The sequence below is a fragment of the Actinoplanes sp. SE50/110 genome (genome assembly GCF_900119315.1).
Lineage (GTDB): Bacteria > Actinomycetota > Actinomycetes > Mycobacteriales > Micromonosporaceae > Actinoplanes.
On the sequence record NZ_LT827010.1, the window covers coordinates 6,080,374 to 6,102,736 of the forward strand.

General features: G+C 72.2%; 17 protein-coding genes. 12 read left to right on the forward strand and 5 right to left on the reverse strand.

Annotated features, from left to right (window positions below):
* The first annotated feature begins 119 nt into the window (after positions 1 to 119).
* Entirely contained in the window at positions 120 to 1,889 is a 1,770-nt protein-coding gene (locus ACSP50_RS27210) for an ABC transporter ATP-binding protein (protein ID WP_014692518.1), read from the forward strand.
* Positions 1,886 to 3,790 carry an ABC transporter ATP-binding protein gene (locus ACSP50_RS27215; protein WP_014692519.1) on the forward strand — a complete coding sequence of 635 codons (1,905 nt, stop codon included), beginning with the start codon at positions 1,886 to 1,888 and terminating at the stop codon, positions 3,788 to 3,790. The genes ACSP50_RS27210 and ACSP50_RS27215 overlap by 4 nt, the downstream gene beginning before the upstream one ends.
* A 93-nt stretch (positions 3,791 to 3,883) precedes the next feature.
* Here ACSP50_RS27215 and ACSP50_RS27220 read toward each other — a convergent pair whose 3' ends face one another.
* On the reverse strand, positions 3,884 to 4,795 hold the full coding sequence (locus tag ACSP50_RS27220; RefSeq protein WP_014692520.1) for a serine hydrolase: 912 nt from the start codon (positions 4,793 to 4,795) through the stop codon (positions 3,884 to 3,886).
* A gap of 17 nt (positions 4,796 to 4,812) precedes the next feature.
* On the opposite strand from ACSP50_RS27220, the gene ACSP50_RS27225 reads away from it, so the two are divergent.
* On the forward strand, positions 4,813 to 5,565 hold the full coding sequence (locus tag ACSP50_RS27225) for an endonuclease/exonuclease/phosphatase family protein (protein WP_014692521.1): 753 nt from the start codon (positions 4,813 to 4,815) through the stop codon (positions 5,563 to 5,565).
* On the opposite strand, the gene ACSP50_RS27230 is transcribed toward ACSP50_RS27225, so the two are convergent.
* Entirely contained in the window at positions 5,562 to 6,629 is a 1,068-nt protein-coding gene (locus ACSP50_RS27230; protein ID WP_014692522.1) for a DUF6348 family protein, read from the reverse strand. The two genes, ACSP50_RS27225 and ACSP50_RS27230, sit on opposite strands and share 4 nt — an antisense overlap.
* 138 nt (positions 6,630 to 6,767) lie before the next feature.
* On the opposite strand from ACSP50_RS27230, the gene ACSP50_RS27235 reads away from it, so the two are divergent.
* Positions 6,768 to 7,691, forward strand: coding sequence for an oxaloacetate decarboxylase (locus tag ACSP50_RS27235; protein ID WP_014692523.1), 924 nt, complete (start codon positions 6,768 to 6,770; stop codon positions 7,689 to 7,691).
* A 166-nt stretch (positions 7,692 to 7,857) separates the two neighbouring features.
* Positions 7,858 to 9,255: an FAD-dependent monooxygenase gene (locus ACSP50_RS27240; RefSeq protein WP_014692524.1), complete on the forward strand. Its 1,398-nt coding sequence runs from the start codon at positions 7,858 to 7,860 to the stop codon at positions 9,253 to 9,255.
* Between the two features lie 43 nt (positions 9,256 to 9,298).
* Here ACSP50_RS27240 and ACSP50_RS27245 read toward each other — a convergent pair whose 3' ends face one another.
* Positions 9,299 to 9,808 carry a macro domain-containing protein gene (locus ACSP50_RS27245; RefSeq protein ID WP_014692525.1) on the reverse strand — a complete coding sequence of 170 codons (510 nt, stop codon included), beginning with the start codon at positions 9,806 to 9,808 and terminating at the stop codon, positions 9,299 to 9,301.
* Between the two features lie 103 nt (positions 9,809 to 9,911).
* Here ACSP50_RS27245 and ACSP50_RS27250 point away from each other — a divergent pair, with 103 nt between their 5' ends.
* The 3 genes from ACSP50_RS27250 (at position 9,912) to ACSP50_RS44890 (ending at position 13,251) form a co-directional block, all read left to right on the forward strand.
* A complete protein-coding gene (locus ACSP50_RS27250; RefSeq protein WP_014692526.1) occupies positions 9,912 to 10,406 on the forward strand; it encodes a DUF4190 domain-containing protein in 495 nt (164 codons plus the stop codon).
* A gap of 102 nt (positions 10,407 to 10,508) precedes the next feature.
* A complete protein-coding gene (locus ACSP50_RS27255) occupies positions 10,509 to 12,482 on the forward strand; it encodes an acyl-CoA dehydrogenase (RefSeq protein WP_014692527.1) in 1,974 nt (657 codons plus the stop codon).
* Positions 12,483 to 12,561: 79 nt separating this feature from the next.
* Positions 12,562 to 13,251, forward strand: a complete 690-nt coding sequence (locus tag ACSP50_RS44890) for a TMEM175 family protein (protein WP_014692528.1) — start codon at positions 12,562 to 12,564, stop codon at positions 13,249 to 13,251.
* Between the two features lie 10 nt (positions 13,252 to 13,261).
* Here ACSP50_RS44890 and ACSP50_RS27265 read toward each other — a convergent pair whose 3' ends face one another.
* A complete protein-coding gene (locus tag ACSP50_RS27265; protein WP_014692529.1) occupies positions 13,262 to 13,570 on the reverse strand; it encodes a hypothetical protein in 309 nt (102 codons plus the stop codon).
* A 317-nt stretch (positions 13,571 to 13,887) separates the two neighbouring features.
* On the opposite strand from ACSP50_RS27265, the gene ACSP50_RS27270 reads away from it, so the two are divergent.
* The 4 genes from ACSP50_RS27270 to ACSP50_RS27285 all read left to right on the forward strand — a co-directional run bounded on the left by ACSP50_RS27270 (position 13,888) and on the right by ACSP50_RS27285 (position 19,293).
* Positions 13,888 to 15,582, forward strand: coding sequence for a glycosyltransferase family 2 protein (locus tag ACSP50_RS27270; RefSeq protein WP_014692530.1), 1,695 nt, complete (start codon positions 13,888 to 13,890; stop codon positions 15,580 to 15,582).
* The gene (locus tag ACSP50_RS27275; protein WP_014692531.1) at positions 15,579 to 17,528 is read left to right on the forward strand and encodes a galactose oxidase early set domain-containing protein; all 1,950 of its coding nucleotides are present in this window, start codon (positions 15,579 to 15,581) and stop codon (positions 17,526 to 17,528) included. The genes ACSP50_RS27270 and ACSP50_RS27275 overlap by 4 nt, the downstream gene beginning before the upstream one ends.
* Positions 17,529 to 17,629: 101 nt before the next feature.
* Positions 17,630 to 18,556 carry an ATP-binding cassette domain-containing protein gene (locus ACSP50_RS27280; RefSeq protein WP_014692532.1) on the forward strand — a complete coding sequence of 309 codons (927 nt, stop codon included), beginning with the start codon at positions 17,630 to 17,632 and terminating at the stop codon, positions 18,554 to 18,556.
* Positions 18,553 to 19,293: an ABC transporter permease gene (locus ACSP50_RS27285; RefSeq protein WP_014692533.1), complete on the forward strand. Its 741-nt coding sequence runs from the start codon at positions 18,553 to 18,555 to the stop codon at positions 19,291 to 19,293. Before ACSP50_RS27280 ends, ACSP50_RS27285 begins: the two co-directional genes overlap by 4 nt.
* On the opposite strand, the gene ACSP50_RS27290 is transcribed toward ACSP50_RS27285, so the two are convergent.
* On the reverse strand, positions 19,277 to 22,345 hold the full coding sequence (locus ACSP50_RS27290) for a BTAD domain-containing putative transcriptional regulator (RefSeq protein WP_014692534.1): 3,069 nt from the start codon (positions 22,343 to 22,345) through the stop codon (positions 19,277 to 19,279). The two genes, ACSP50_RS27285 and ACSP50_RS27290, sit on opposite strands and share 17 nt — an antisense overlap.
* Between the last annotated feature and the right edge of the window lie 18 nt (positions 22,346 to 22,363).

Below are 22,363 nucleotides of genomic sequence, written 5' to 3' on the forward strand. Positions count from 1 at the left end.
ATCGGAGCGCGCCGGTTGCGGTCCGAGTGACGGCCGGCTGCATCCCGGTTGCCGAGGCCACACTTCCGTTCGACCGAGATCGTTAGCTAGGCTAAGGACAACATCGGTAAGGAGCACCCTTGTCACCTGCCCCTCGCCGTGCCCCGCGGGCCGGCATCGATCCCGACCCGTCGAAGAGCTGGCTGCGGCGCGCCTGGCCGCTGCTCCGGTCACACCGCGCCCTGCTGGTCACCTCACTCGTGCTGTCCTTCGTCGGGCTGGTCGTGCAGGTGCAGATCCCGAATCTGGTCCGGATCGGCATCGACCGGGCGCTGGTCGCGCACACCGCCGGCCTGTCCCGCTACGTCGCCCTGATCACCGCCCTGTCGCTGATCCAGGGCGTGATCAACTATCTGGCCCGGCTCTACCTGCTGCGCACGGCCTACGAGTTGGAGTACGACCTGCGCAGCACGGTCTTCAGCCACTTCATGCGGATGTCGTACGGTTTCTACGACCGGGTGCAGTCCGGTGAGCTGATCTCCCGGGCCACCGCCGACATCCGCGCCGTGCAGATGTATCTGACGTTCGGCCCGTCGATCCTGGTCCAGTGCATGATCGCGGTGATCGCGTTCGGACTGATGATCTCGGTCAACCCGTTGCTGGCCGTGGTGTCGATGCTGACCATGCCGGCCATCGCGGTGCTCGGCGTCCGGATGCGCAAGGCGATATTCCCGGTGTCCTGGCTGATCCAGGCGCGCCTGGCCGGGGTGGCCACGGTGGTCGACGAGAACATCCAGGGCGTGCGGATCGTCAAGGCGTTCGCGGCCGAGCAGCAGCAGGTGGACACCCTGGCGTCGGCCGCCGACCGGGTCCGCTGGGCCTACGCCACCGACGCGAGGCTGCGCAGCCGCTGGACGCCGGTGATGGACAACCTGCCCCGGCTCGGCCTGGCGCTGGTCCTGCTGATCGGCGGCCTGATGGTGCTGAACGGGCACGCGACGGTCGGCACCGTGGTGGCCTTCAACTCCTACATCCTGATGCTGCAGCCGCCGTTCCGGATGCTCGGCATGATCATCATGATGGGCCAGCGAGCCGCCGCCTCCGCCCGCCGCATCTACGACATTCTCGATACAGAAGCCGAGATAACCGAGAGAACAGAGGCCGCGGCGCCGCCGCCGCGGGGCGCCGTCTCTTTCGACGATGTCCGCTTCGCCTACCCGGACGGCACCCCGGGCCTCAAGGGCCTCACCCTCCACCTCGAACCGGGCGAAACCGTGGCCCTGGTCGGCGCCACCGGATCGGGCAAATCGACCATCGCCCGGCTGGCCGCCCGCTTCTACGACGTCACCGAGGGCACCGTGGAGATCGACGGCGTGGACGTCCGCGACTACCCCTTGGCGACCCTGCGGGACCGGGTGGGGATCGTCCCCGACGAGCCCTTCCTCTTCTCCATCTCCCTGCACGACAACATCGCTTTCGGACACCCGCACGCCACCAGGGAGCAGGTCATCGCCGCCGCCACCGCGGCCGGCGCCGCCGAGTTCATCCAGGAGCTCCCCCAGGGATACGACACGGTGGTCGGCGAGCGTGGCTACACCCTCTCCGGCGGCCAGCGCCAGCGCGTCGCCATCGCCCGGGCGCTGCTGGTCAACCCCCCGATCCTGATCCTGGACGACGCCACCAGCGCGGTCGACGTCCGCGTCGAGCACGAGATCCACGAGTCGCTGCGCGCCCTGATGGCCGGCCGCACCACGATCATGGTGGCGCACCGCCTCGCCACGATAGGCCTCGCGGACCGGGTCATCCTGATCGACGACGGTCGCGTCCTCGCCGACGGCACACACGCCGAGTTGCTCGCCTCCGAGCCGCGCTACAGCGCGGTTCTGGCCCAGAAGGAGCCGGTCGCATGAGCATGTTCGGAGGCGGCTTCGGCGGCCCGGGCCACGCCATCCCCGGCCGGCACGGCAGCGGCACCCCGTTCGCCGGCATCCCGCCCGAGCTGGCCGCCGGCGTCGCCCGCCTGGAGGCCGCCGAGCCGCCGCTGCCGGCTCCGGACGAGCCGTTCCACCAACAGCCCGACACCCGCCGGCTGACCCTGTGGTCGCTGCTGGCCAACCGCCCGGGCTTGCTGGTCACCGCCGCACTGGCCGTCCTGGCCGAGGCGTTGCTGCTGCAGGCCGGCCCGCTGCTGGTGCAGATCGGCATCGACCACGGCATCGTGGCCCGCGACGTCCCGGTGCTTGTCGTCTCGGCGCTGGCGTTCGTCGCCGCGGTCGCCCTGACCGCGGTCGCCTCCGGGGTGCGGATCCGGCAGAGTGGCCGGCTCGCCGCGTACGTCACCCGTGATCTGCGCGTCCGGGTCTTCGCCCACCTGCAGCGTCTCAGCCTGGATTTCTACACCAGGGAGAAGGCCGGCGTCACGATGACCCGGATGACCTCCGACGTGGAGGCGTTGCAGCAGCTGCTGCAGGAGGGTTTCGCCCAGTTCCTGATCCAGGGCCTCACCATGATCGTGGTCACCGTCGTCCTGGTGCACTACGACGCGGAGCTGGCGCTGATCACGTTGCTGCTGGTGGTGCCGCCCCTGGCCGCCCTGTCGATCTGGTTCCGCCGGGCCGCCGACCTCGGCTACCGGCGGCAGCGCGACGCGATCGCCGCTCTCTTCTCACACCTTTCGGAGAGTCTGTACGGCGTTCGCGTGATCACCGCGCACAACCGGCAGCAGCGCAGCGTGGTCGAGCACCGCGAGGTGGTCGGCGCGTACCGGGACGCCAACGACCACACCGGACGGATCAACGCGGTGTACGGGCCGGGCAGTTCGGTGATCGGCCTGCTGGGCCTGGCCGCGCTGCTGGCGATCGGCGGCCGGCGGGTGCTGCGCGGCGAGCTGACCATCGGCGAGCTGACCGCGTTCGTGCTGTACATCAACGCGTTCTTCCAGCCGGTGCAGCAGCTGGTCCAGCTGTACACCAACTATCAGCAGGCCAGGGCGGCCCTCGGCAAGCTGCGCGGGCTGCTCGGGACGGTCACCGGCGTACCGGAGAGCATCGACGCCCGGCAGTTGCCGCCGGCGACCGGCGGCATCGAGTTCCGCGGCGTTTCCTTCGGGTACGTGCCGGACCGTCCCGTCCTGCGCGACGTCACCCTGCGCATCGCGCCGGGCGAGACGATCGCCTGCGTCGGCCCGACCGGCGCCGGCAAGTCCACGCTGGCCAAACTGGTCGCCCGGCTCTACGACCCGGACCGCGGCGCGATCCTGATCGACGGTCACGACCTGCGCGAGGTGACCCTCGACTCGCTGCACCGGCAGGTCGGGGTCGTCCCGCAGGAGCCGTTCCTGTTCGCCGGCAGCCTGCGGGACAACATCGCCTTCGCCCGCCCGGACGCCGCCGACGCCGAGGTGGACGCCGCCGTCGACGCGGTCGGCCTGCGGGACCTGGTGGACCGCTCGCCGGACGGCCTGCACACCGTCCTGCACGAGCGCGGCCAGTCGGTCTCCTCCGGCGAACGCCAGTTGATCGCGCTGGCCCGCGTCTTCGTCGCCGCCCCGCGGATCATCGTGCTCGACGAGGCCACCTCGAGCCTCGACCTGCGTTCCGAGCTGCGGGTCGAGGCCGCCGTCCAGCGCCTCCTGCAGGGCCGGACGGCGATCCTGGTGGCACACCGCCTGTCCACCGCGCGTCGCGCCGACCGGGTGATCGTCGTCGACGACGGCGGCATCCTCGAATCCGGCTCGCACGACGAGCTGATCGCCGCCGGCGGCCGCTACGCCTCGATGTTCGCCACCTGGGAGTCCCACGCGGCCGCATGACCTCCCGCGGGCGCAGAGTCCGGTGGACGCGCCGGGCGGGATCCGGGCATACCGGGTCCCGCTCTCCGCCTCCCTGGCCGCATCGGGGATCGCCTATCCCGCGACGCGCTTCAGGAGCTCGGCGAGTGCCTCGAACAGGTCTTCCTCGTGCTCGCCCTCGCTGTGCGCGGTCGCGGTGACGGTCACCCGTCGCTCCGGGTCGATCAGCGCATACTGACCGTACGCTCCGTCCATCCGGTACGTGCCGTCCCCGCTGAGCCAGACGCCGAGGCCGTAACCGTGCCCGAACTGGGCGGCGCGCTGCGCCATCGCGGTGGTGTCGACGGTCTCGGCGGGCATCCGCCGCACGTACTCCGCCGGAATGATCTGCCGTCCCTCCCAGACGCCCTCCTGCAGCAGCAGCCGCGCGAAGCGCGCGAGCTCCCCGGTTTTCAGGAACAGATCGGACTCGGCGAACGGGAACCCCAGCGGGCAGGTGTGCCACGCCGGGTTGTGCAGGTCCAGCGGCCGGAACAGCCGCGGCAGCAGGTAGGCCCGCACGTCGGCGCCGGTGGTCCGGGCGATCAGCCGGCCCACCGCATAGGGCCCCGAGCCGGTGTACGAGAACCGCTCCCCCGGTTCGGCGTCCAGTGGCGCCGCCAGGAACTCGTGCAGCAGATCCGCCGCGTCGATCCGCTCACTGGCGAACCACTTGTGCGTCGACCCGCTGGTCATCGTGATCAGATGCCGCACGGTGACCCGCTCGAACCCGTCCGCGGCGATCCCGCGAAGCTCCGGGAAGTGGTCGAGGAACAGGTCGTCGAGCCGGAACCGGCCGTCGGCCTCGGCCAGCCCGGCCGCCACCGACGTGAACGTCTTGGACACCGAGTACAGATTGACCCGGTCGTCGGACCGGAACCGGTGGGTCAGCGGTTCGTGCCCCTCCCGGTACACGTGGATGCCGTAGGTCCCCAGTCGCCGTTCCCGGTCGACACGGACGAAATCAGCCAGAAGATCGTCGTTCACACCCGGACGATACCTACATGCGACAGATGACGGTGGTATCGCTCAATCTCTGTGTCGGGCTGCGCAACAGCCTGCCGCCGCTGCGCGAGCGGGCGGCGGCGATCGGCGAACAGCTGGAGGACTCCGGCGCGCAGGCGGTGCTGCTGCAGGAGGTGTGGACGCGGCGGGCACTACGCGACATCCGGGCCCGGCTGCCCTCGTACCGCAACTGGGTCTGCAAGAGCGGTCTGGCGATCGGCGGCCGGGAACCGCTGAGCGAACCCCGATTCCGGCGCTTCGCCGGCGTGCCCGCCGGACATCGCAGCCAACTGGTCCGGGCGGCGGCGGGACGCTGGTTCCGCGGTCTGCTGACGGCCCGGACCGCGGACGGGGCGCTGCTCGGCAACACCCAGCTGACGTCCAATCGGGACGGTGACTGGTCCACCGGAAACCGCCATGACGCTCTGCAACGCGGGCAGCTGAGGTCCCTGCACGCGGCGATGCGGGCGGCCGGCGACGCGCCGTTGCGCATCCTCGGCGGCGACTTCAACGTGGCCGCCGACAGCCCGCTGTATTCGGCGGTCACCGATGGCGACACCTGGACGGACCCGTTCGCCGGCGACCCGCGCGCCACGTTCCGCATCGAATGCCTGCCGGCCGGCAGCACCGCTCACCGCATCGACTACCTGCTGGTCAGCGGCGACGGGTGGCACGTCGCCGCACGTGAGCTGCTGTTCACCGGTGATCTGCTCAGCGACCACTGCGCCCCGCTGGTCCGGGTGACGTGCTAGCCGACCGGGACCAGGAAGGCGAAGACGCGGACGCCGACCGGGCCGGTCGGTAGCGGGGCGGGGGCGGCGGCGGTCACCTTCGAGCCGGCCTCCCACGGTTCGCCGTCGAGGAAGACCTCGTTGGTCAGCATCCGGCCGTCCTGGTAGGCGGTGAAGAAGCGCAGCGCGTGCACCGCCCGGCTCAGCGGGACGTCCCGGAGGGCGGCGAGCAGCTCGTCGAGGACCGCCTCGGCGGACGGCACCGGGTCGGTCGCGAACAGGTCCACCTGCGCGCCGAGCAGCAGGTCGAACTCGCCGGCCGGGTGGCTGAAGCGTTCCACGTGCACGTTGTCGCCGGCCGCGCCGCGGTCCAGCAGGGCGGCGATCATCGGGTAGGCGACCGCCCGCTCGAACATCGCGAGGGTCTGGAAGATCGCCTCCTTCCAGGTGGGCGCCACCCCGACGCAGCTCTCCACCATCCACGGGCGGGCCAGCGCCGGATGGTTCACCGCGAAGTTCACCTGCGCCACCACCAGCTCCGGCGCCGGCCGCGGATGCGCCGCCAGGGTGGCCCGGAACTCGGCCTCGCCCAGCCGCAGATCGTCGCCGATCGGCACCCCGTACGCGGTCATCCAGTGCGCGAACACGCTCGCCGGCGACGGCACCCCGCCACTGCCCGACCCGACCGGCAGCAGCGCGTCCTCCAGCGCGATCGGCCCGAGGCGCAGCTTCGTGAGCTCCGCCCCGCCCTGCACGGCCTGGCTGACCGCCGCCACCTCACTGCTGTACCCGGCGATCCGGGCGATCTCCGCCTCGTCGGCGATCAGGGCTCGCCGGGCCGCCGCCTGGTAGACCGGGTCCCGGTCGAGACGCCGCCGGGTCTCCCCGTCGAGGAACGTCTCGTCCACCGACGCCCCGTCGATCACCCGGCGTCCGAAGGCGAGCGGCAGGAAGTAGGTGAGCCGCTCCGCCAGCCACGGCTCCACGCCGCCGCTGAGCAGCTTCCCCTTGACCTCATCCCCGCTCACCGGCGCCGCGCTCTCACAGAACGCCGTGACACCCACCACAACAGCCTCGTCGAACATCGCGTGAGCGTACCGCCCCGCTGATCTCCCGTAACCTCACGAAATCATCAAGATCAAAGCCGATCCGGCACGGCCGAGGCCGGCAACAAACGTCACCCGGGAGAGCCCGATGAGCATGACAAAGATGACACTGTCCTGATGACCGCCACCGCTCTGCGCGCCCTCCTGCACTCCGGCCGGGTCACCCACGTGCCCGGCGTCCACGACCCGGCGACCGCCGCGCTCGCGGTCGCCGCCGGGCACCGGGCCGTCCACCTGTCCGGCGCGGCCGTCTCGGCGACCATGCTGGGCCGCCCCGACCTCGGCTTCGTCCCCGCGACACAGCTCGCCGACCGGGCGTCCATCCTGGTCCCGGTGCTGAACGGGGTGCCGGTGCTGGCCGACGCGGACACCGGTTTCGACGACCCGGAGCACGCCGTGTGGACCGGCCTCGCCTACCACCGGGCCGGCATCTCCGGGCTGCACCTACCGGATCGGGCCGGCATCTCCGGGCTGCCGCTGCCGGACCGGGCCGGCATCTCCGGGCTGCGGCTGCCGGACCGGGCCGGCGCGACGGGGCGCCACGAGGTGATCGCTCCCGGGCCGGCGGCCGCCAAGGTCAGGGCGCTGGCCGACCGGGTGCCGGAGCTGGTGGTGATCGCCCGGACCGACGCGTACGCGGCCGACGGCCTGGGCGAGACGATCCGGCGCTGTGTCGCCTACGCCGAGGCGGGCGCCGACGCGATCCTCCCGGGGGGCGTGCACGACCTCGGGGAGCTCGACCGGATCAGCCGGGCGGTCAACGGCGTACCGCTGGTGGTCGATCGCAGTGAAGCCGCCGGCAGTCCGCCCGCCTCGACCGACAGCGATCTGGCCGCGGCCGGCGTCCGGCTGGTCCTGCACCCGGTCGCCGCGCTGCTCGCCGCGATGCGCGCCGCGTCGCTGGCCTACCGCGCGATCGCCGAGACCGGCACCGCCGAGCAGGTCGACCGCCTGCCGTGGGCCGCGTTCACCGCCCTGGCCGGCCCGGACGAGACCGCGGACAGCGACGCCCGCTCCGTGCCCGCGGGTCTGCAGACGTGAACCGTCGGGCCACGGGTGATATCTTGCTGCCGACGTGACGCGGACCGAGGAGGTGGGACCCATGACTGCTGCAACGCTGTGGGTGCTCCTCCCGCCGTCACGGTCGGGCGACTGACGTCACCGTCGCCGGGAGCGCCGTCACCGGGCACTCCCGAAAGGCATTCCCATGTTCGACGTGATCATCGCCGGTTGCGGGCCGACCGGCGCCCTGCTGGCCGCCGAGTTGCGGCTCCACGACGTCCGCGTGCTGCTCCTGGAGAAGGAGACCGAGCCGCCGGCCGCGGTCCGCATCGTCGGCCTGCACATGCGCAGCCTGGAGTTGCTCGCCATGCGTGGCCTCCTGGACCGCCTGCGGGAACACGGCCGGCAGCGCCCCGCCGCCGGTTTCTTCGCCGGCATCGACAAACCCGTCCCGACCGGCCTGGACTCCACCCACGCCTACCTGCTCGGCATCCGCCAGCCGATCCTCGTCGAGCAGCTCACCGAGCATGCCCGGGCCCTGGGCGCCGAAGTCCGCCAGGGCGTCGCCGTCACCGCATTCGACCAGGACGACGACGGCGTCACCGTCGACCTCTGCGCCGGCGAGCCGGTGCGCGCCCGATTCCTGGTCGGCTGCGACGGTTCCCACAGCACCGTCCGTAAACTGCTCGGCGTCCCCTTCCCCGGCGAGCCGTCCCGCTCAGAAACCCTGATGGGCGAGCTGGAAGCCACCGCCTCCGGCGAGGAGATCGCCGCCCGGGCCGCCGACATCCGCCGCGCCGACCGGCGTTTCCTGCTCACCCCGGCCGGGCCCGCGACGTACCGGGTCGTCATCCCCGCCCGCACTCTCAGCACCCGCGCGGAACCACCCACTCTCGAGGACTTCAAGCGGGAGTTGCGGGCCACCGCCGGGACCGACTTCGGCCTGCACTCGCCACGCTGGCTCTCCCGCTTCGGCGACGCCACCCGTCTCGTCGACCGCTATCGGATCGGCCGGGTCCTGCTGGCCGGCGACGCCGCCCACATCCACCCGCCGATCGGCGGACAGGGCCTCAACCTGGGTCTCCAGGACGCCTTCAACCTCGGCTGGAAGCTGGCCGCGGAGATCGGCGGCTGGGCCCCGGACGGGCTGCTCGACACCTACCACTCGGAACGCCACCCGGTGGCCGCCGAGGTGCTCGACAACACCCGGGCCCAGAGGGAGCTCCTCGCCCCGACCCCGGGCGCCCGGGCGCTGCGCCGCCTGCTCACCACCCTGATGGACATCAACGACGTCAACCGGCACCTGATCGAGAAGATCGCCGCCACGGACATCCGCTACGACTTCGGCGACGACCTGCTCGGCCGCCGCCAGCCCGACCTGGAGTTGACGCAGGGCCGCCTCTACGACCTGATGCACCGGGGCCGGGCCCTGCTGCTGGACCGCAGCGGAACCCTGAGCGTCACCGGTTGGTCCGACCGCGTGGACCACGTCACCGACCCGGCCGACGCCCCGTCGGTGCTGCTGCGCCCGGACGGCCACATCGCCTGGCTCGGCGCCGCCCAGGGCGACCTGAACCGTCAGCTCACCCGCTGGTTCGGCTAGCGGAGGTCGCACCACCCGGTGCCCCGGGCGCGCCGCCCGGGGCTCACCGGAGGTCGTAGATCACCGTCGGGATGTCGGCGGCGCCGAGCGTCTCCTCGATCAGCGGCTCGATCTCACTCCAGACGCCGCCGGCCAGGCCGCAACCGATCCGCGGCATGTGCACCGACGCCCGGTGGGTCCGCGCGTGGACGGCCAGGGTGGCGAGACACTCGCGGATCGCCTCGTAGCGCACCGGCGGCCCGGCGTCCCGCTCGTGACCCGAGCCGGTGCGCAGACCTCGCCGGGTGGCGATGCCGTGCTGCACGATCATGTTGGCCACCCAGAGCTCCGGCTCCACCGGCACCAGCTGCACGGCACCCAGCCGGAACGGCTCGGCGCCCGGCGACGCGTGCCAGGCGCGGAACATCCGCTCCGGGCCGGGCCAGCGGCGCGAGATGGTCCGGACGATGCCCGCGCCCCAGGCGCCGATGTCGTTGCAGACGTGCGCGATGATCCTCGGGCCGCTGCCGGCAGGCGCGGTCGCGTCGCCCTCGACGAAGCTCAACTTCAGCATGCCCGGGATCGTAGAGCGACCCACCGACGGGAATTCGCGATTTTCCGGCGCCCCGCGGTACCTTGACGCCTCCAGAAGCCGAGCAAGATTCGCCGGAGAAGCAGTGACCGAGCAGCCGCCCCACCCCGGACCGACCCCTGCCGAACCCACGTCCGGCTATCCCGCTCCCGGCTACCCGGCGGCCTATCCCCCGGGCTATCCCGCGGCTTACCCGCCCGCGCCTCCCGGCTACCCCGCGGCCTACCCGCCCGCGTCTCCCGGGTACTCCGCGGCCTACCCGCCGCCCTATCCGGCATCGGGATACCCCGCCGCGTACCCGCCCGGCTACCCGCCGTTCCCCGGTGGGTATCCGCCACCCCCGCCGACCGGAAAGATCCACCCGTTCGCCGTGACCGCCCTGGTCACCGGCCTGATCGGCCTCGCTCCGGTCGCCGTCATCTTCGGCATCCTGGCGATCCGCCGGATCAACCGCACCGGCGAGCGCGGCCGCCCCCAGGCCGCCGGCGGCCTGATCGCCGCCGCCATCTGGCTGATCGTCATCCTCTATGTCGTCGAATTCGTCCTGACCTTCCACGATCTCCGGATGACGACGGTCTGACCAGCGGATCAGAGCCGGCGTCGCGCCGCGGCGCGGCGCCCGCCGGGTGCACTCGACCCGGCCGACATGCCCGGCGCCTCGGAGCGTGTTTGACTTCAGGGCATGATCGGCGACTCCCTTGATGAGGTTCACCTGCAGGAAGTGCTGGACGGGCGGTGGGCGCACATCCGGCGGGCGGTGCGTGACGAGCTCGGCAAGGCCGGCTTCGCGGCGGTCTACGGCGAGACTGGAGACGAGGCCCGCGAGCGGGTTTCCCGGCTGATCCGGCAGATTCCGTCCGACATCGGGGTGGCTTCGGCATTCCCCCGGGCGTATGGCGGCTCCGACGACCCGGGCGGGTCGGTGGTGGCGGCGGAGATGCTGGCGTACGCCGACCTGTCCCTGATGGTGAAGGCCGGCGTGCAGTGGGGGCTGTTCGGCGGGGCGGTGGTGGCGCTGGGCACCGAACGGCATCACGCGGCGTTCCTGCCCGGGATCATCGACACCGAGATCATGGGCTGCTTCGCGATGACCGAGACCGGTCACGGCTCCGACGTGCAGAAACTGCGGACGACCTGCGAGTACGACCCGGCGACCGAGACGTTCGACCTGCACACCCCGCACGAGGCGGCCCGCAAGGACTACATCGGCAACGCGGCGCGGGACGGGCGGATGGCGGTGGTCTTCGCCCAGTTGATCACCGGCGGGCGTGGCCGCGGGGTGCACGCCTGGCTGGTGCCGATCCGGGACGCGGACGGCAACCCGATGCCGGGGGTGACCCTCGGGGACGCCGGGCACAAGGCCGGTCTGCTCGGCGTGGACAACGGGCGGATCAGTTTCGACCATGTGCGCGTGCCCCGCGACATGCTGCTCGACCGGTACGGCCAGGTCGCGCCGGACGGCACCTACTCCAGCCCGATCGAGAACGACACCCGGCGCTTCTTCACCATGCTCGGCACGCTGGTCCGCGGCCGGGTGACCGTGGGCGGCGCGGCATCGGCGGCGACCCGGGCCGCGCTGACCATCGCGGTGCGCTACGGCGACACCCGCCGTCAGTTCGGGGTGCCCGGCGCCGACCGCGAGGTGGTGCTCAACGACTACCTCGCCCACCAGCGGCGGCTGCTGCCCGCGCTGGCCACCAGCTATGCGTACCTGTTCGCCCAGGAGGAACTGGTCGGCACCCTGGCCGACGTGCAGGCCGGCCCGGAACCGGTCGACGAGCACCGGCAGCGGGAGCTGGAGTCCCGGGCCGCCGGGCTGAAGGCGATGCAGACCTGGCACGCCACGCACACCATCCAGATGTGCCGGGAGGCGTGCGGCGGCGCCGGCTACCTGTCCGAGAATCGCCTGCCCGCGCTGAAGGCGGACACCGACGTGTTCACCACCTTCGAGGGCGACAACACGGTGCTGCTGCAGCTGGTCGCGAAGGGGCTGCTGACCGGCTACCGGGACGCGTTCGGCTCGCTCGACGGCTGGGGCCGGACGACGTTCGTGGCCGAGCAGGTGCGGGAGATGGTCCTGGAGCGCACCGCCGCCCGCGGACTGATCCAGCGCCTGGTCAGCGCGGTCCCGGGCCGCCATGAGGAGGTCGCGGTCACCGACCGGGGCTGGCATCTGACCATGTTCGAGGACCGGGAGAAGCACGTCCTGGAGGGCGCGATCCGCCGGCTGCGCAGCGGCGCGGCGTCCAAAAAGGATCACCCGTTCGACATCTTCAACGACGTCCAGGACCACGTTCTCAAGACGGCGACCGCACACATCGACCGGATCACCCTGGAGGCGTTCGTCGCCGGTATCGACCGGGCCACCGACCCGGGGGTGCAGGCGCTGCTCGGCAAGGTCTGCGACCTGTACGCGCTGACCACGATCGAGGCGGACCGCGGCTGGTTCCTGGAACACGGCCGCCTCACCCCGGCCCGGTCCAAAGCCGTCACCGCCGTGATCAACGACCTGCTGAAGGAGCTCCGCCCGCACCTGCGGACGCTGGTCGACGCGTTCGCCATCCCGGACGGGTGGCTGAACGCCGCGATCCTGCGCGAGGAACCGGCCCGCCAGGAGTCGACAGCCGAGGAGGACGCGCGGATCACCGCCGGCTGACCCCCGACCGCGGGTGGCCGGGACCGTCCGGCGTCTCCCAGGGGCCGCGGCGGCGCGGCTTTTCCGGCATGGTCGCCGGGTGGAGCATGGGGACGCGACGAACCGGCGGAGTCTGTATCACCGGATTTCGGGGGGCAGTGTCGAGCGGCTCGCGGCGTTGAGTGACGGCATCTTCGCCGTGACGATGACGCTGCTGGTGCTGGATCTGCACGTACCGGTGGCCGCAGAGGTAAGCCGGCAGCGGCCACTGTGGAGTGCCGGCGCGGTGGCGCCGGAGCGGGCACTGTGGGGTGCGCTGGTCCACGTCGGGCCGAGCGCGCTGGCGTTCGCGCTGAGTTTCCTGACTCTGGGGATGTTCTGGCTCGGCCAGCAGACGCAACTCAACTACTGTGCGCGCGGGGATCGGCAGCTGAGCTGGCTGCACCTGACGTTCCTGCTCGGGGTGTCGTTCATGCCGTTCTCGACGGCACTGCTCGCCGAGTACATGACGGTCCGGCTGGCCCTGGCCGTCTACTGGCTGAACCTGCTGGTCCTGGGCCTGCTGCTGCTGGCCTGCCTGCGGTACGCGGAGGGCGCCGGACTGCTGCGCGAGGACCGGGATCCGGGTTTCCGGGCCGGCCTGCGCCGCCGGATCGTGGTGGCGCAGGCCGTCTACCTGGTCGGGGTGCTGCTGGCGCTGGTCAACACGTACGCCGGGATCACGCTGATCGTGCTGATGCAGCTGATCTCGGCGGTCGGCCCGAAGATCCGGCCGTTCGACCGCTTCTGACGGTCTCGGTCTATTCCTCGCCGGCGCCCAGGTGCCACGGGACGACCAGCGGGTGACGGGCCTCGTCGCGGGCCGCGATGCCGGCCATCGAGCGCAGGTATTGGCGGCGGGTGATGTCGCCGTCGAGGAGCTGGGTGCAGAGGACGCCTTCGAGGCTCTGCGGTGCGAAGAACGATTCCGGAACCAGCAGCGGCTCCTCGGCCTTGCGGGCCTCCGCCCGGACACCGCGCACCGCGAGCACGCAGGCGGCGGCCAGAACCAGGATGAGCAGGAACAGGATCAGCATCGCCACCGCCTTGTCGAATCTCCGGCGGGTCACGTTCGCGCCGCCTCGACAAAGCAAACGGATCACAGGACCGTTCGGTTCGAAGGTTTGCCGAGCAAAGCGCCGGACCCGGATCACGCAGCGCAGGGGAGCCGCAGAATCATCCGACCGGCGGTCACCGGCCGGGTTTCGGCGTGTCCGCGGCGAACCGCCGGGAGATTGCCCGGCGATCACCCGTGCGGTCTCCCCGTTCGGGTAGCGGGGATGTCCAGGCCCGGCGATCACTGACTACTGTCCAGTTGTGCCGGAAAAATCCGGTTCACCTATGAAAAATCGGTAAATCGGTGCGTCCACATTGCTCAGGGAGCAAGATGGCCTACGACTACGACAGCTTCAGCCGCCTCGCCGGTCCCCCGGATCCGGTCCCCGACGGTGACTACCGGGTCAGACTGCGAAGACTGGCCCATCATCGCCCGGTCCGCAGTCTCCTGATCGCCATCTTCGCGTTCACCTGCGAGGCCACCTTCTTCGGCTGGCTGCTCACCTCGGCCGACCTGACCGGTGGCGTCTCCCCCGTCACCGCTGTCATGATCGGCGCGATCGCCCTGATCGAGTTGTTCCGCCTGGTCAACGTGGTCACTCTGTGCCTGGCCACGCTGCGGGCCCGGGATCCCGTGCCGGTCCCGCCCGAGGCCGGGCTGCGGGTCGCCTTCCTCACCACGATCGTGCCCGGCAAGGAGCCGGTCGCCATGGTCGAGCAGACCCTCCGGGCGGCCGTCCGGATCCGCGGCGAGCACGACGTGTGGCTTCTCGATGAGGGTAACGACGACGACGTCCGGAAGATGTGCGCGGACGTGGGCGCCCGCCACTTCAGCCGCAAGGGCGTCACCCGGTGGAATGCCGCGAAGGGCGCGTTCAAGGCGCGGACCAAGCACGGCAACTACAACTCCTGGGTGGACGCGCACGGCGACGACTACGACGTGTTCGTCTCGGTGGACCCGGACCACGTGCCGCTGCCGTCGTTCGGCGAGCGGCTGCTGGGCTATTTCCGGGATCCGGACGTGGCGTTCGTGGTGGGGCCGCAGATCTACGGCAACTACGACAACCTGGTCACCCGGTGGGCGGAGTCGCAGCAGTACCTGTTCCACTCGCTGCTGCAGCGGGCCGGCAACCGGCTGGGCGCGCCGATGCTGGTCGGCACCAACAACGCGGTGCGGATCAGCGCCCTGCGCAGCATCGGGGGCCTGCAGGACTCGATCACCGAGGACATGGCGACCAGCCTCGCCGTGCACGCCACCCGGAACCCGGCGACCGGGCGGCGCTGGCGCTCCGTCTACACCCCGGACGTGCTGGCCGTCGGCGAGGGACCGTCGTCCTGGACCGACTACTTCAGCCAGCAGCACCGCTGGTCCCGCGGCACCGACGAGGTCTGCACGGGCGCGTTCTGGCGGGCCCTGCCACGGCTCGGCGCGGGCCGCGGGCTGCACTACGCGCTGCTGATGGCGTACTACCCGACGACCGCGCTGGCCTGGCTGCTCGGCACGGTCACCGCGGTCGCGCACATCGCGTTCGGGGTGCACGGCGTACAGGTGCCGCAGCAGGTGTGGTCGATGCTCTACGTGGACGCCGCACTCTTCCAGGTCGGCCTCTACCTGTGGAACCGGCGGCACAACGTGAGCCCGCACGAGGAGGCCGGCTCCTCGGGATTGACCGGGATGCTGCTGTCGACGCTGTGCGCCCCGGTCTACGTGACCGCGTTCCGCCAGACGGTGCTGCGCCAGCAGGCCGGTTTCGTGGTCACCCCGAAGGGCGATTCGGCCAGCCCGGACCGGGTCGCCACCTTCCGCAGCCACCTGTGCTGGGCCGCCGTGTTCGCGGCCCTGCTGGTCACCGCGGTGGTGACCGGTCGTACCGGCGGTCTGATGTGGCTCTGGCCGTCGCTGAACCTGGCGCTCTGCCTGGCTCCGCCGGTGCTCTGGGCGACCGCCGCGAAACCCCCCGCCCCGGTCGCCGCCGCCCCGATCCCCGCGCAACGCACCAAGGAACCCGTGAGGACGTACGCATGATCCCCCGACCGCAACCCTCGCTCGCCCGCCGGCTGCTGCGCACGCTGGCCATCGTCCCGGCCGTGGCGGCGGTGCTCGCCGCGAACCAGCCGATCGTGGTCTTCGCGGCCGACCGCATCCACCGGTTCCGGATCGACCGGGAGAGCTACAAGCAGGCGTACGGGCACTGGTCGATGCTGGCCGTCCCGGACAAGTTCAAGATCAACGCAATCCACGCGGCGCTGCTCAGCACCGGCAAGGTCCTGATCATCGCGGGGTCCGGCAACAACCGGCAGAACTTCGAGGCCGGTACGTTCAAGACCATCCTGTGGGATCCGGCGACCGACGGGTTCTCGCTGGTGCCGACCCCGTCCGACATGTTCTGCTCCGGGCACACCTTCCTGCCGGACGGCAAGCTGCTGGTCGCCGGCGGCACCAAGTCGTACGAGGTGCTGCCGGGGAACATCAGGTTCGCGGCCGGGGTCATGAAGATCAAGAACGAGTCGCCGGACCACGGGCCGCGGACCATCGCCAAGGGCACCCGGTTCGTCGCGCCGGACGGGCGGCAGTACGCGACCCGGACCGCGGTCACCGTGCCGGCCGCGATGAAGATGGTGCACGCCGGCCAGACCATGGTGCACGCCGGCGAGGTCGAGGTCTGGGTGGACGCGGTGATCGCCGGCGACACCCAGTCGATCAACCAGCCCGCGCAGTACGAGATCGCCGGACTGACCGGGCGGGACGCGAAGAACCTCTACGGCGTCGCCGACAAGATCAACAGAGAGAAACAGGAGTACGGCGGGGACAACACCACCTACGAGTTCGACCCCCGCACCGAACGGTACGTGCGGACCGGCAACCTGACCGACCACCGCTGGTATCCGACGCTGGCCCCGCTGCCCGGCGGCAACGTGCTCGCCGTGTCCGGGCTGGATCAGTTCGGCCGGATGCTGCCCGGGCGCAACGAGATCTACCTGACCAGGGAGCACCGCTGGGTCGCCGCGCCGCAGCTGACCCGGAACTTCCCCACCTATCCGGCGCTCTTCGTGACCAGGGACCAGCGGCTGTTCTACTCCGGGTCGAACGCCGGGTACGGGTCGGCGACCGTGGGCCGCACCCCCGGCCTGTGGGACCTGACGAACAACGACTTCCAGCCGGTCCCCGGGCTGCGCGACGGCACGATGACCGAGACCAGCGCGTCGGTACTGCTGCCGCCGGCCCAGCGGCAGAAGGTGATGATCCTGGGCGGCGGGGCGGTCGGTGACTCCCCGGTCTCCACCGCGCGGACCGCGATCGCCGACCTGAGCCGGCCGCACCCGGTCTACACCGCCGGACCGGACCTGCCGAACCCGACGCGCTACCTGAACACCGTGGTGCTGCCCGACGACACCGTCTTCACCAGCGGCGGATCGTCGGGCTACCGCGGTGGGCCGTACCACGGGCAGAACCGCAGCGACCTGCTCACCGCCCAGTTCTACGACCCGTACCGCAACGCCTTCCGGACCGCGGCGGCGCCCAGCGTGGGCCGCGACTACCACTCCGAGGGACTGCTGCTGCCGGACGGACGGGTGGTGACCATGGGCGGTGACCCGATCTACGACCGGTCGGGCAAGAACCCGGGGGTCTTCGAGCAGCGGGTGGAGATCTACAGCCCGCCCTACCTGTTCCGCGGGGCCCGGCCGCGGATCTCCGGCGGGCCGGCCGAGGTGGCCCGCGGGGCGACCGCTTCCTACCCCAGCCCGGACGCGGACCGGATCCGCACGGCACGGCTGATCCGGCCGGCCGCGGTGACCCACGCGACCGATGTGGATCAGCGATCGGTGGCGCTGCCCCTGCGCCGCGGGCCGGGCGGGATCACCGTGCAGATCCCCCGCGACCGTGGACTGGTGCCGCCCGGGTGGTACATGCTCTTCGTGGTGGACACGGATGCGGTGCCCTCCTCGGCGGTCTGGGTACACGTCCCGTAATCCGCCCTTCGACCTGCGCCCTGTGACGATGTCACGGGGCGCGGGTCGCGTGTCAGGGCGCTGTCAGGGCGGTGACACCCGGGACCGCGATCGTCCTTCCCATGACAACCGCGATTGAGGTTTCCGGGCTCCGCAAGGCCTTCGGGGACAGGGTCGTCCTCGACGGCATCGACCTGACCGTTCCGGCCGGCACCGTCTACTGCCTGCTCGGCCCGAACGGGGCCGGCAAGACCACCACCGTCAACGTGCTGACCACCCTGATCGGCGCGGACGCCGGCCTGGTCCGGATCGCCGGGCACGATCTGGCCACCGAGGCCCGGGCGGCACGCGCCACGATCGGCGTCACCGGGCAGTTCGCGGCGGTCGACGAGCTGCTCACCGGCCGGGAGAACCTGCGGCTGATGGCCGACCTGCGCCGGGTGCGCGGCGACGTGGCCACCGGGCTGCTGGAACGGTTCGACCTGACCGCGGCCGGCGACAGGCTGGCCGCCACCTACTCCGGCGGGATGCGCCGCAAGCTGGACCTGGCGATGACCCTGGTCGGCGACCCGCGGATCATCTTCCTGGACGAGCCGACCACCGGGCTCGACCCGCGCAGCCGGCGCACCATGTGGGAGATCATCCGCGGGCTGGTCGCCGGCGGGGTGACCATCTTCCTCACCACGCAGTACCTGGAGGAGGCCGACCGGCTGGCCGACCGGATCGCCGTGCTCGATCAGGGCCGGCTGGTCGCCGAGGGCACCGCGGCCGAGCTCAAGCGGCGGATCCCGGGCAGCCACGTCCGGCTGCGCTTCGCCACCACGGCCGACCTGGACGCGGCCGCCCGGGTGCTGCCCGATGCCACCCGCGACGACGACACGCTCACCCTGCGCGTGGCCGGCGACGGCGGCACCCGGTCGCTGCGCTCGCTGCTCGACCGGCTCGGCGGGTACGCGCTGGACGCCGAGGAGTTCTCGGTGCACACCCCCGACCTCGACGACGTCTTCCTGGCCCTGACCGGGAACACCCCGAAGGAGAGCAACCGATGAGCGACTCGATGATCATGCTGCGCCGCAACTTCCGGCACACCCTGCGCAACCCCACCACGCTGTTCAACGCGGTGCTGTTCCCGGTAGTGATCATGCTGATGTTCGTGTACCTGCTGGGTGACGCGTTCAGTGTGGGCGTCGACTATGTGGACTACGCGACACCCGGGATGATCCTGCTGGCCGTCTGCTACGGACTGAGCGCGACCGCGACCGCGACGAACGCCGACATGACCAAGGGCATCATCAACCGGTTCAAGGTGATGGACGTGTCCCGCGGTGCGGTGCTCACCGGGCAGGTGGTGGCCAGCCTGCTGAACAACGTGGTCGCCGTCGCCGCGATCATCGGCACCGCGTTCGCGCTCGGCTTCCGGTCCTCGGCGAGCCTGCTCGACTGGCTCGGCGTGGCCGGCATGGTGGTGCTGCTCGGCGTGTCGGTGGGCTGGCTGACCGTGGCGCTGGGCCTGACCGCCAGGACGGTGGAGACGGCCGGGCTGGCCACCGTGCCGCTGATCATGCTGCCGTTCTTCAGCAGCGCCATCGTCCCGGCCGACAAGATGGGGCCGGGTGCCCGGCAGTTCGCCGAGTACCAGCCGTTCACGCCGATCATCGAGACCCTCCGCGGGCTGCTCACCGGCATGCCGTCCGGGCACGACGCGATCCTCGCGGTCGGCTGGTGCCTCGTGATCGGGGTCGGCGGCTACCTCTGGGCGGTGTCCGCCTTCACGAAGCGAGCGTGACCTCGGCCAGCTCGGCCCAGTCCGGTCCGCCCCCCTCGCGCACCGCCTCGGCGAACGCCCGGTCGCCGAGGCGGTCGCGGGCCCGCAGCTCGAACCGGGCGGGGTCCGGGTGCGAGCGGTCCGGCATGCCCAGCACCGCGACCGCCGCCCCGAGCAGCCGGGCCGCCTCGGCGTCCCGCCCGGTGTCCAGTGCCCAACCGGCGATCCCGGTCAGGATCTGGGCGGTCAGCGGCGCGTGCCCGGCCTCGGTCACCGCGCGCAGCGCCGCCCGGTGGTGCTCGCGGGCCGCGTCCGGATCCGCGGCCAGCCGGCCGCGCATGTGGTGCCCGAGCGCCCGCAGGATCGGTTGACCGGCCTCCGCGCCCAGCATCGCCATCGCCTCGTCGAGCAGCCCGCCGGCCCGCTCCGCGTCCCCGCTCCAGGCGGCCAGTTCGGCCCGGGTCAGGGCCAGCTCGACCAGCGCGTGCGGCCAGGCCACCCGGCCGGCGACCCGCTGCGCCTCGGCCAGCGCGGCCGCGGCGGCGGCCGGATCCCCGGCCAGCCAGTGCAGCTTCGCCTGCCGGGACCGCAACGGCACCACGTCCTCGATCGCACCGGCCTCGGTCACCACCGCGATCGCCTGCTCCAGGCACTCCCCCGCGGCGGCCAGGTCACCGCGCATGGCGATCCGCCCGGCCAGCTCGGTCAGCGCGAACGAGATCCCCCACCGGTCGCCGATCGCCCGGAACTCGCGCAGCGCCGCCGTCAGGTAGGCGTCGGCGTCGGTCGCCTCGTGGCCCAGAGCGATCCACATCTTGCCGATCTGCAGCCGGGCCAGCGCCCGCACCCACGGGTCGTCGTCGGCCAGCAGCGGCTCGAACGCGGCCGCGGCCGTGCCCCGCAGCAGCCGCTCCATCGCGGTCACCAGGCGCAGCGCCGGGTGCCCGCCGCCGGCATCCCGGCCGGCCGCGTGGGCCCGCCGGATCCACTCGGCGGTGGCGAACTGATCGCCGTGCCCGGACCCGGCGAACATGATGACGAACGCGTACGCCAGCGCGCGGACGTCGTCGGCCACCTCGCCGGGCAGCGCGACCGCCGCCATCAGCAGCTCGTAGCCCTCCGCCTTGTGCCCGCCGAACCACCAGTACCAGCCGGCCGCCCCGGCCAGCCGCACCGCCGGCCCGGCCTCGCCGGCGGCCAGCGCCCCGCGCATCGCGGCGCTCAGATTGTCGTGGTCGGCCTCCAGCAGGGCCAGCCACTCCAACTGCTCGGCGCGGCGCAGATGCGGCTCGGCCCGCTCGGCGAACTCGGTGAACCAGGCCAGATGCGCCCGCCGCACCGCGTCGGTCTCGCCGGCCTCGGCCAGCCGCTGCTCGGCGTACTCCCGGACGGTCCCCAGCATCCGGTACCGCGGCGCTCCCTCGCCGACGGCCACCACCAGCGACTTCTCGGTCAGCGCGGTGATCAGGTCGAGGGTCTCGTCACCGGCGCCGCAGACCCGCTCGGCCGCCTCCAGGGTGGCCCCGCCGGCGAACACCGACAGGCGGCGCAGCACCACCCGCTCCGGCTCGGCGAGCAGCTCCCAGCTCCAGTCGATCACCGCGCGCAGTGTCCGGTGGCGCGGCAGCGCGGTCCGGCTGCCGCCGGTCAGCAGGCGGAACCGGTCGTCGAGCCGGTTCGCCAGCTGCTCCAGCGACATGGTGCGCAGCCGGGCCGCGGCCAGCTCGATGGCCAGCGGCATCCCGTCCAGCGCCCGGCAGACCCGGGCCATCGTGGCCGGCGCGCGAGGGTCGGCGACCAGGTCGGAGCGGACCGCGGCGGCCCGGTCCCGCAGCAGCCGGACCGCGGGCGACGCCGCGATGTGCTCCGGCGCGGCGTCCTCGTCCGGCAGCGCCAGCGGCGCGACCGGCCAGAGCGCCTCGCCGATGATGCCGAGCGGCTCCCGGCTGGTGGCCAGGATCCGCAGCCGCCGGCACTCGCCGAGGACCCGGTGGGCGAAGGTGGCCGCGGACTCGATCACGTGCTCACAGTTGTCCAGGATCAGCAGCACGTCCCGCTCGCGCAGGGCGGCCACCACCCGGTCGACCGGGGACGCGTCCGGCGCCTCACCGAGCAGGGCGTCGCGGAGCCTGAGCGCGGCCAGGGTGGCCTGGGCGACGTCGCCGTCCGCGCCGATCCCGGCCAGCTCGACCACCCAGGCGCCGTCCGGCAGCGTGTCCAGCATGGACCGCGCGGTCTCGGTGGCCATCCGGGTCTTGCCGGTGCCGCCCGGGCCGACCAGCGTGGTCAGCCGGTGCCGCCCGATCAGCCCACGGACCGTGGCCACCTCGACGTCCTTGCCGACATAGCTGGTCAGCTCGGCCCGCAGGTTGCCGCGGTCGGCGGCCCGCGGGCCGGCCGCCTCGCCGCGCAGCAGGGCCACGTGCAGCGCGGACAACTCCGGGGACGGGTCCACGCCGAGCGTGTCGGCCAGCGTCTCTCGGGTGCGCTGGAAGACCTGCAGTGCCTCGCCGGTCCGGCCACCGGCCACCAGGGCGCGCATCAGCGCGGCGACCAGCCGCTCGCGCACCGGGTGGGCGGCCACCAGGGTGGTCAGTTCGGGGATCGACTCCGGGCCGGCGTCGCGGGTCTCCAGTGCGGCCAGCCGCTGCTCCTGCAGCCGGGTGACCGCCGCGTCGAAGGCGGGACTGCCGGTGAGGCCGACGTCCTGCATGGCGGGGCCGCGCCACAGGGCCAGGGCCTCCCCCGGGCGGCCGGCGGCCAGCAGCCGTTCGAACCGGACCGCGTCGACCGAGTCGGGGTCGGTGGCCAGCCGGTAACCGTCCTGATGGGCCTCGATCAGGCCGCCGGGCAGCAGCTTGCGCAGGCGGGACACCAGGCGGTGCAGGGCGTTGGTGGCGTCCGCGGGCGAGGTGTCACCCCAGATCCCGTCGACCAGGGTGGCTTTCGGCACGGTGCGACCGGCCTCCAGCGCGAGGATCGCCAGCAGCGCGCGCAGGCGGGCGCCGGGCACATCGATCGGCGCGCCGTCCCGCGTGCGCACCAGGAGAGGCCCGAGCACCCCGATCTGCATCCGCCGAGTCTGCCACGG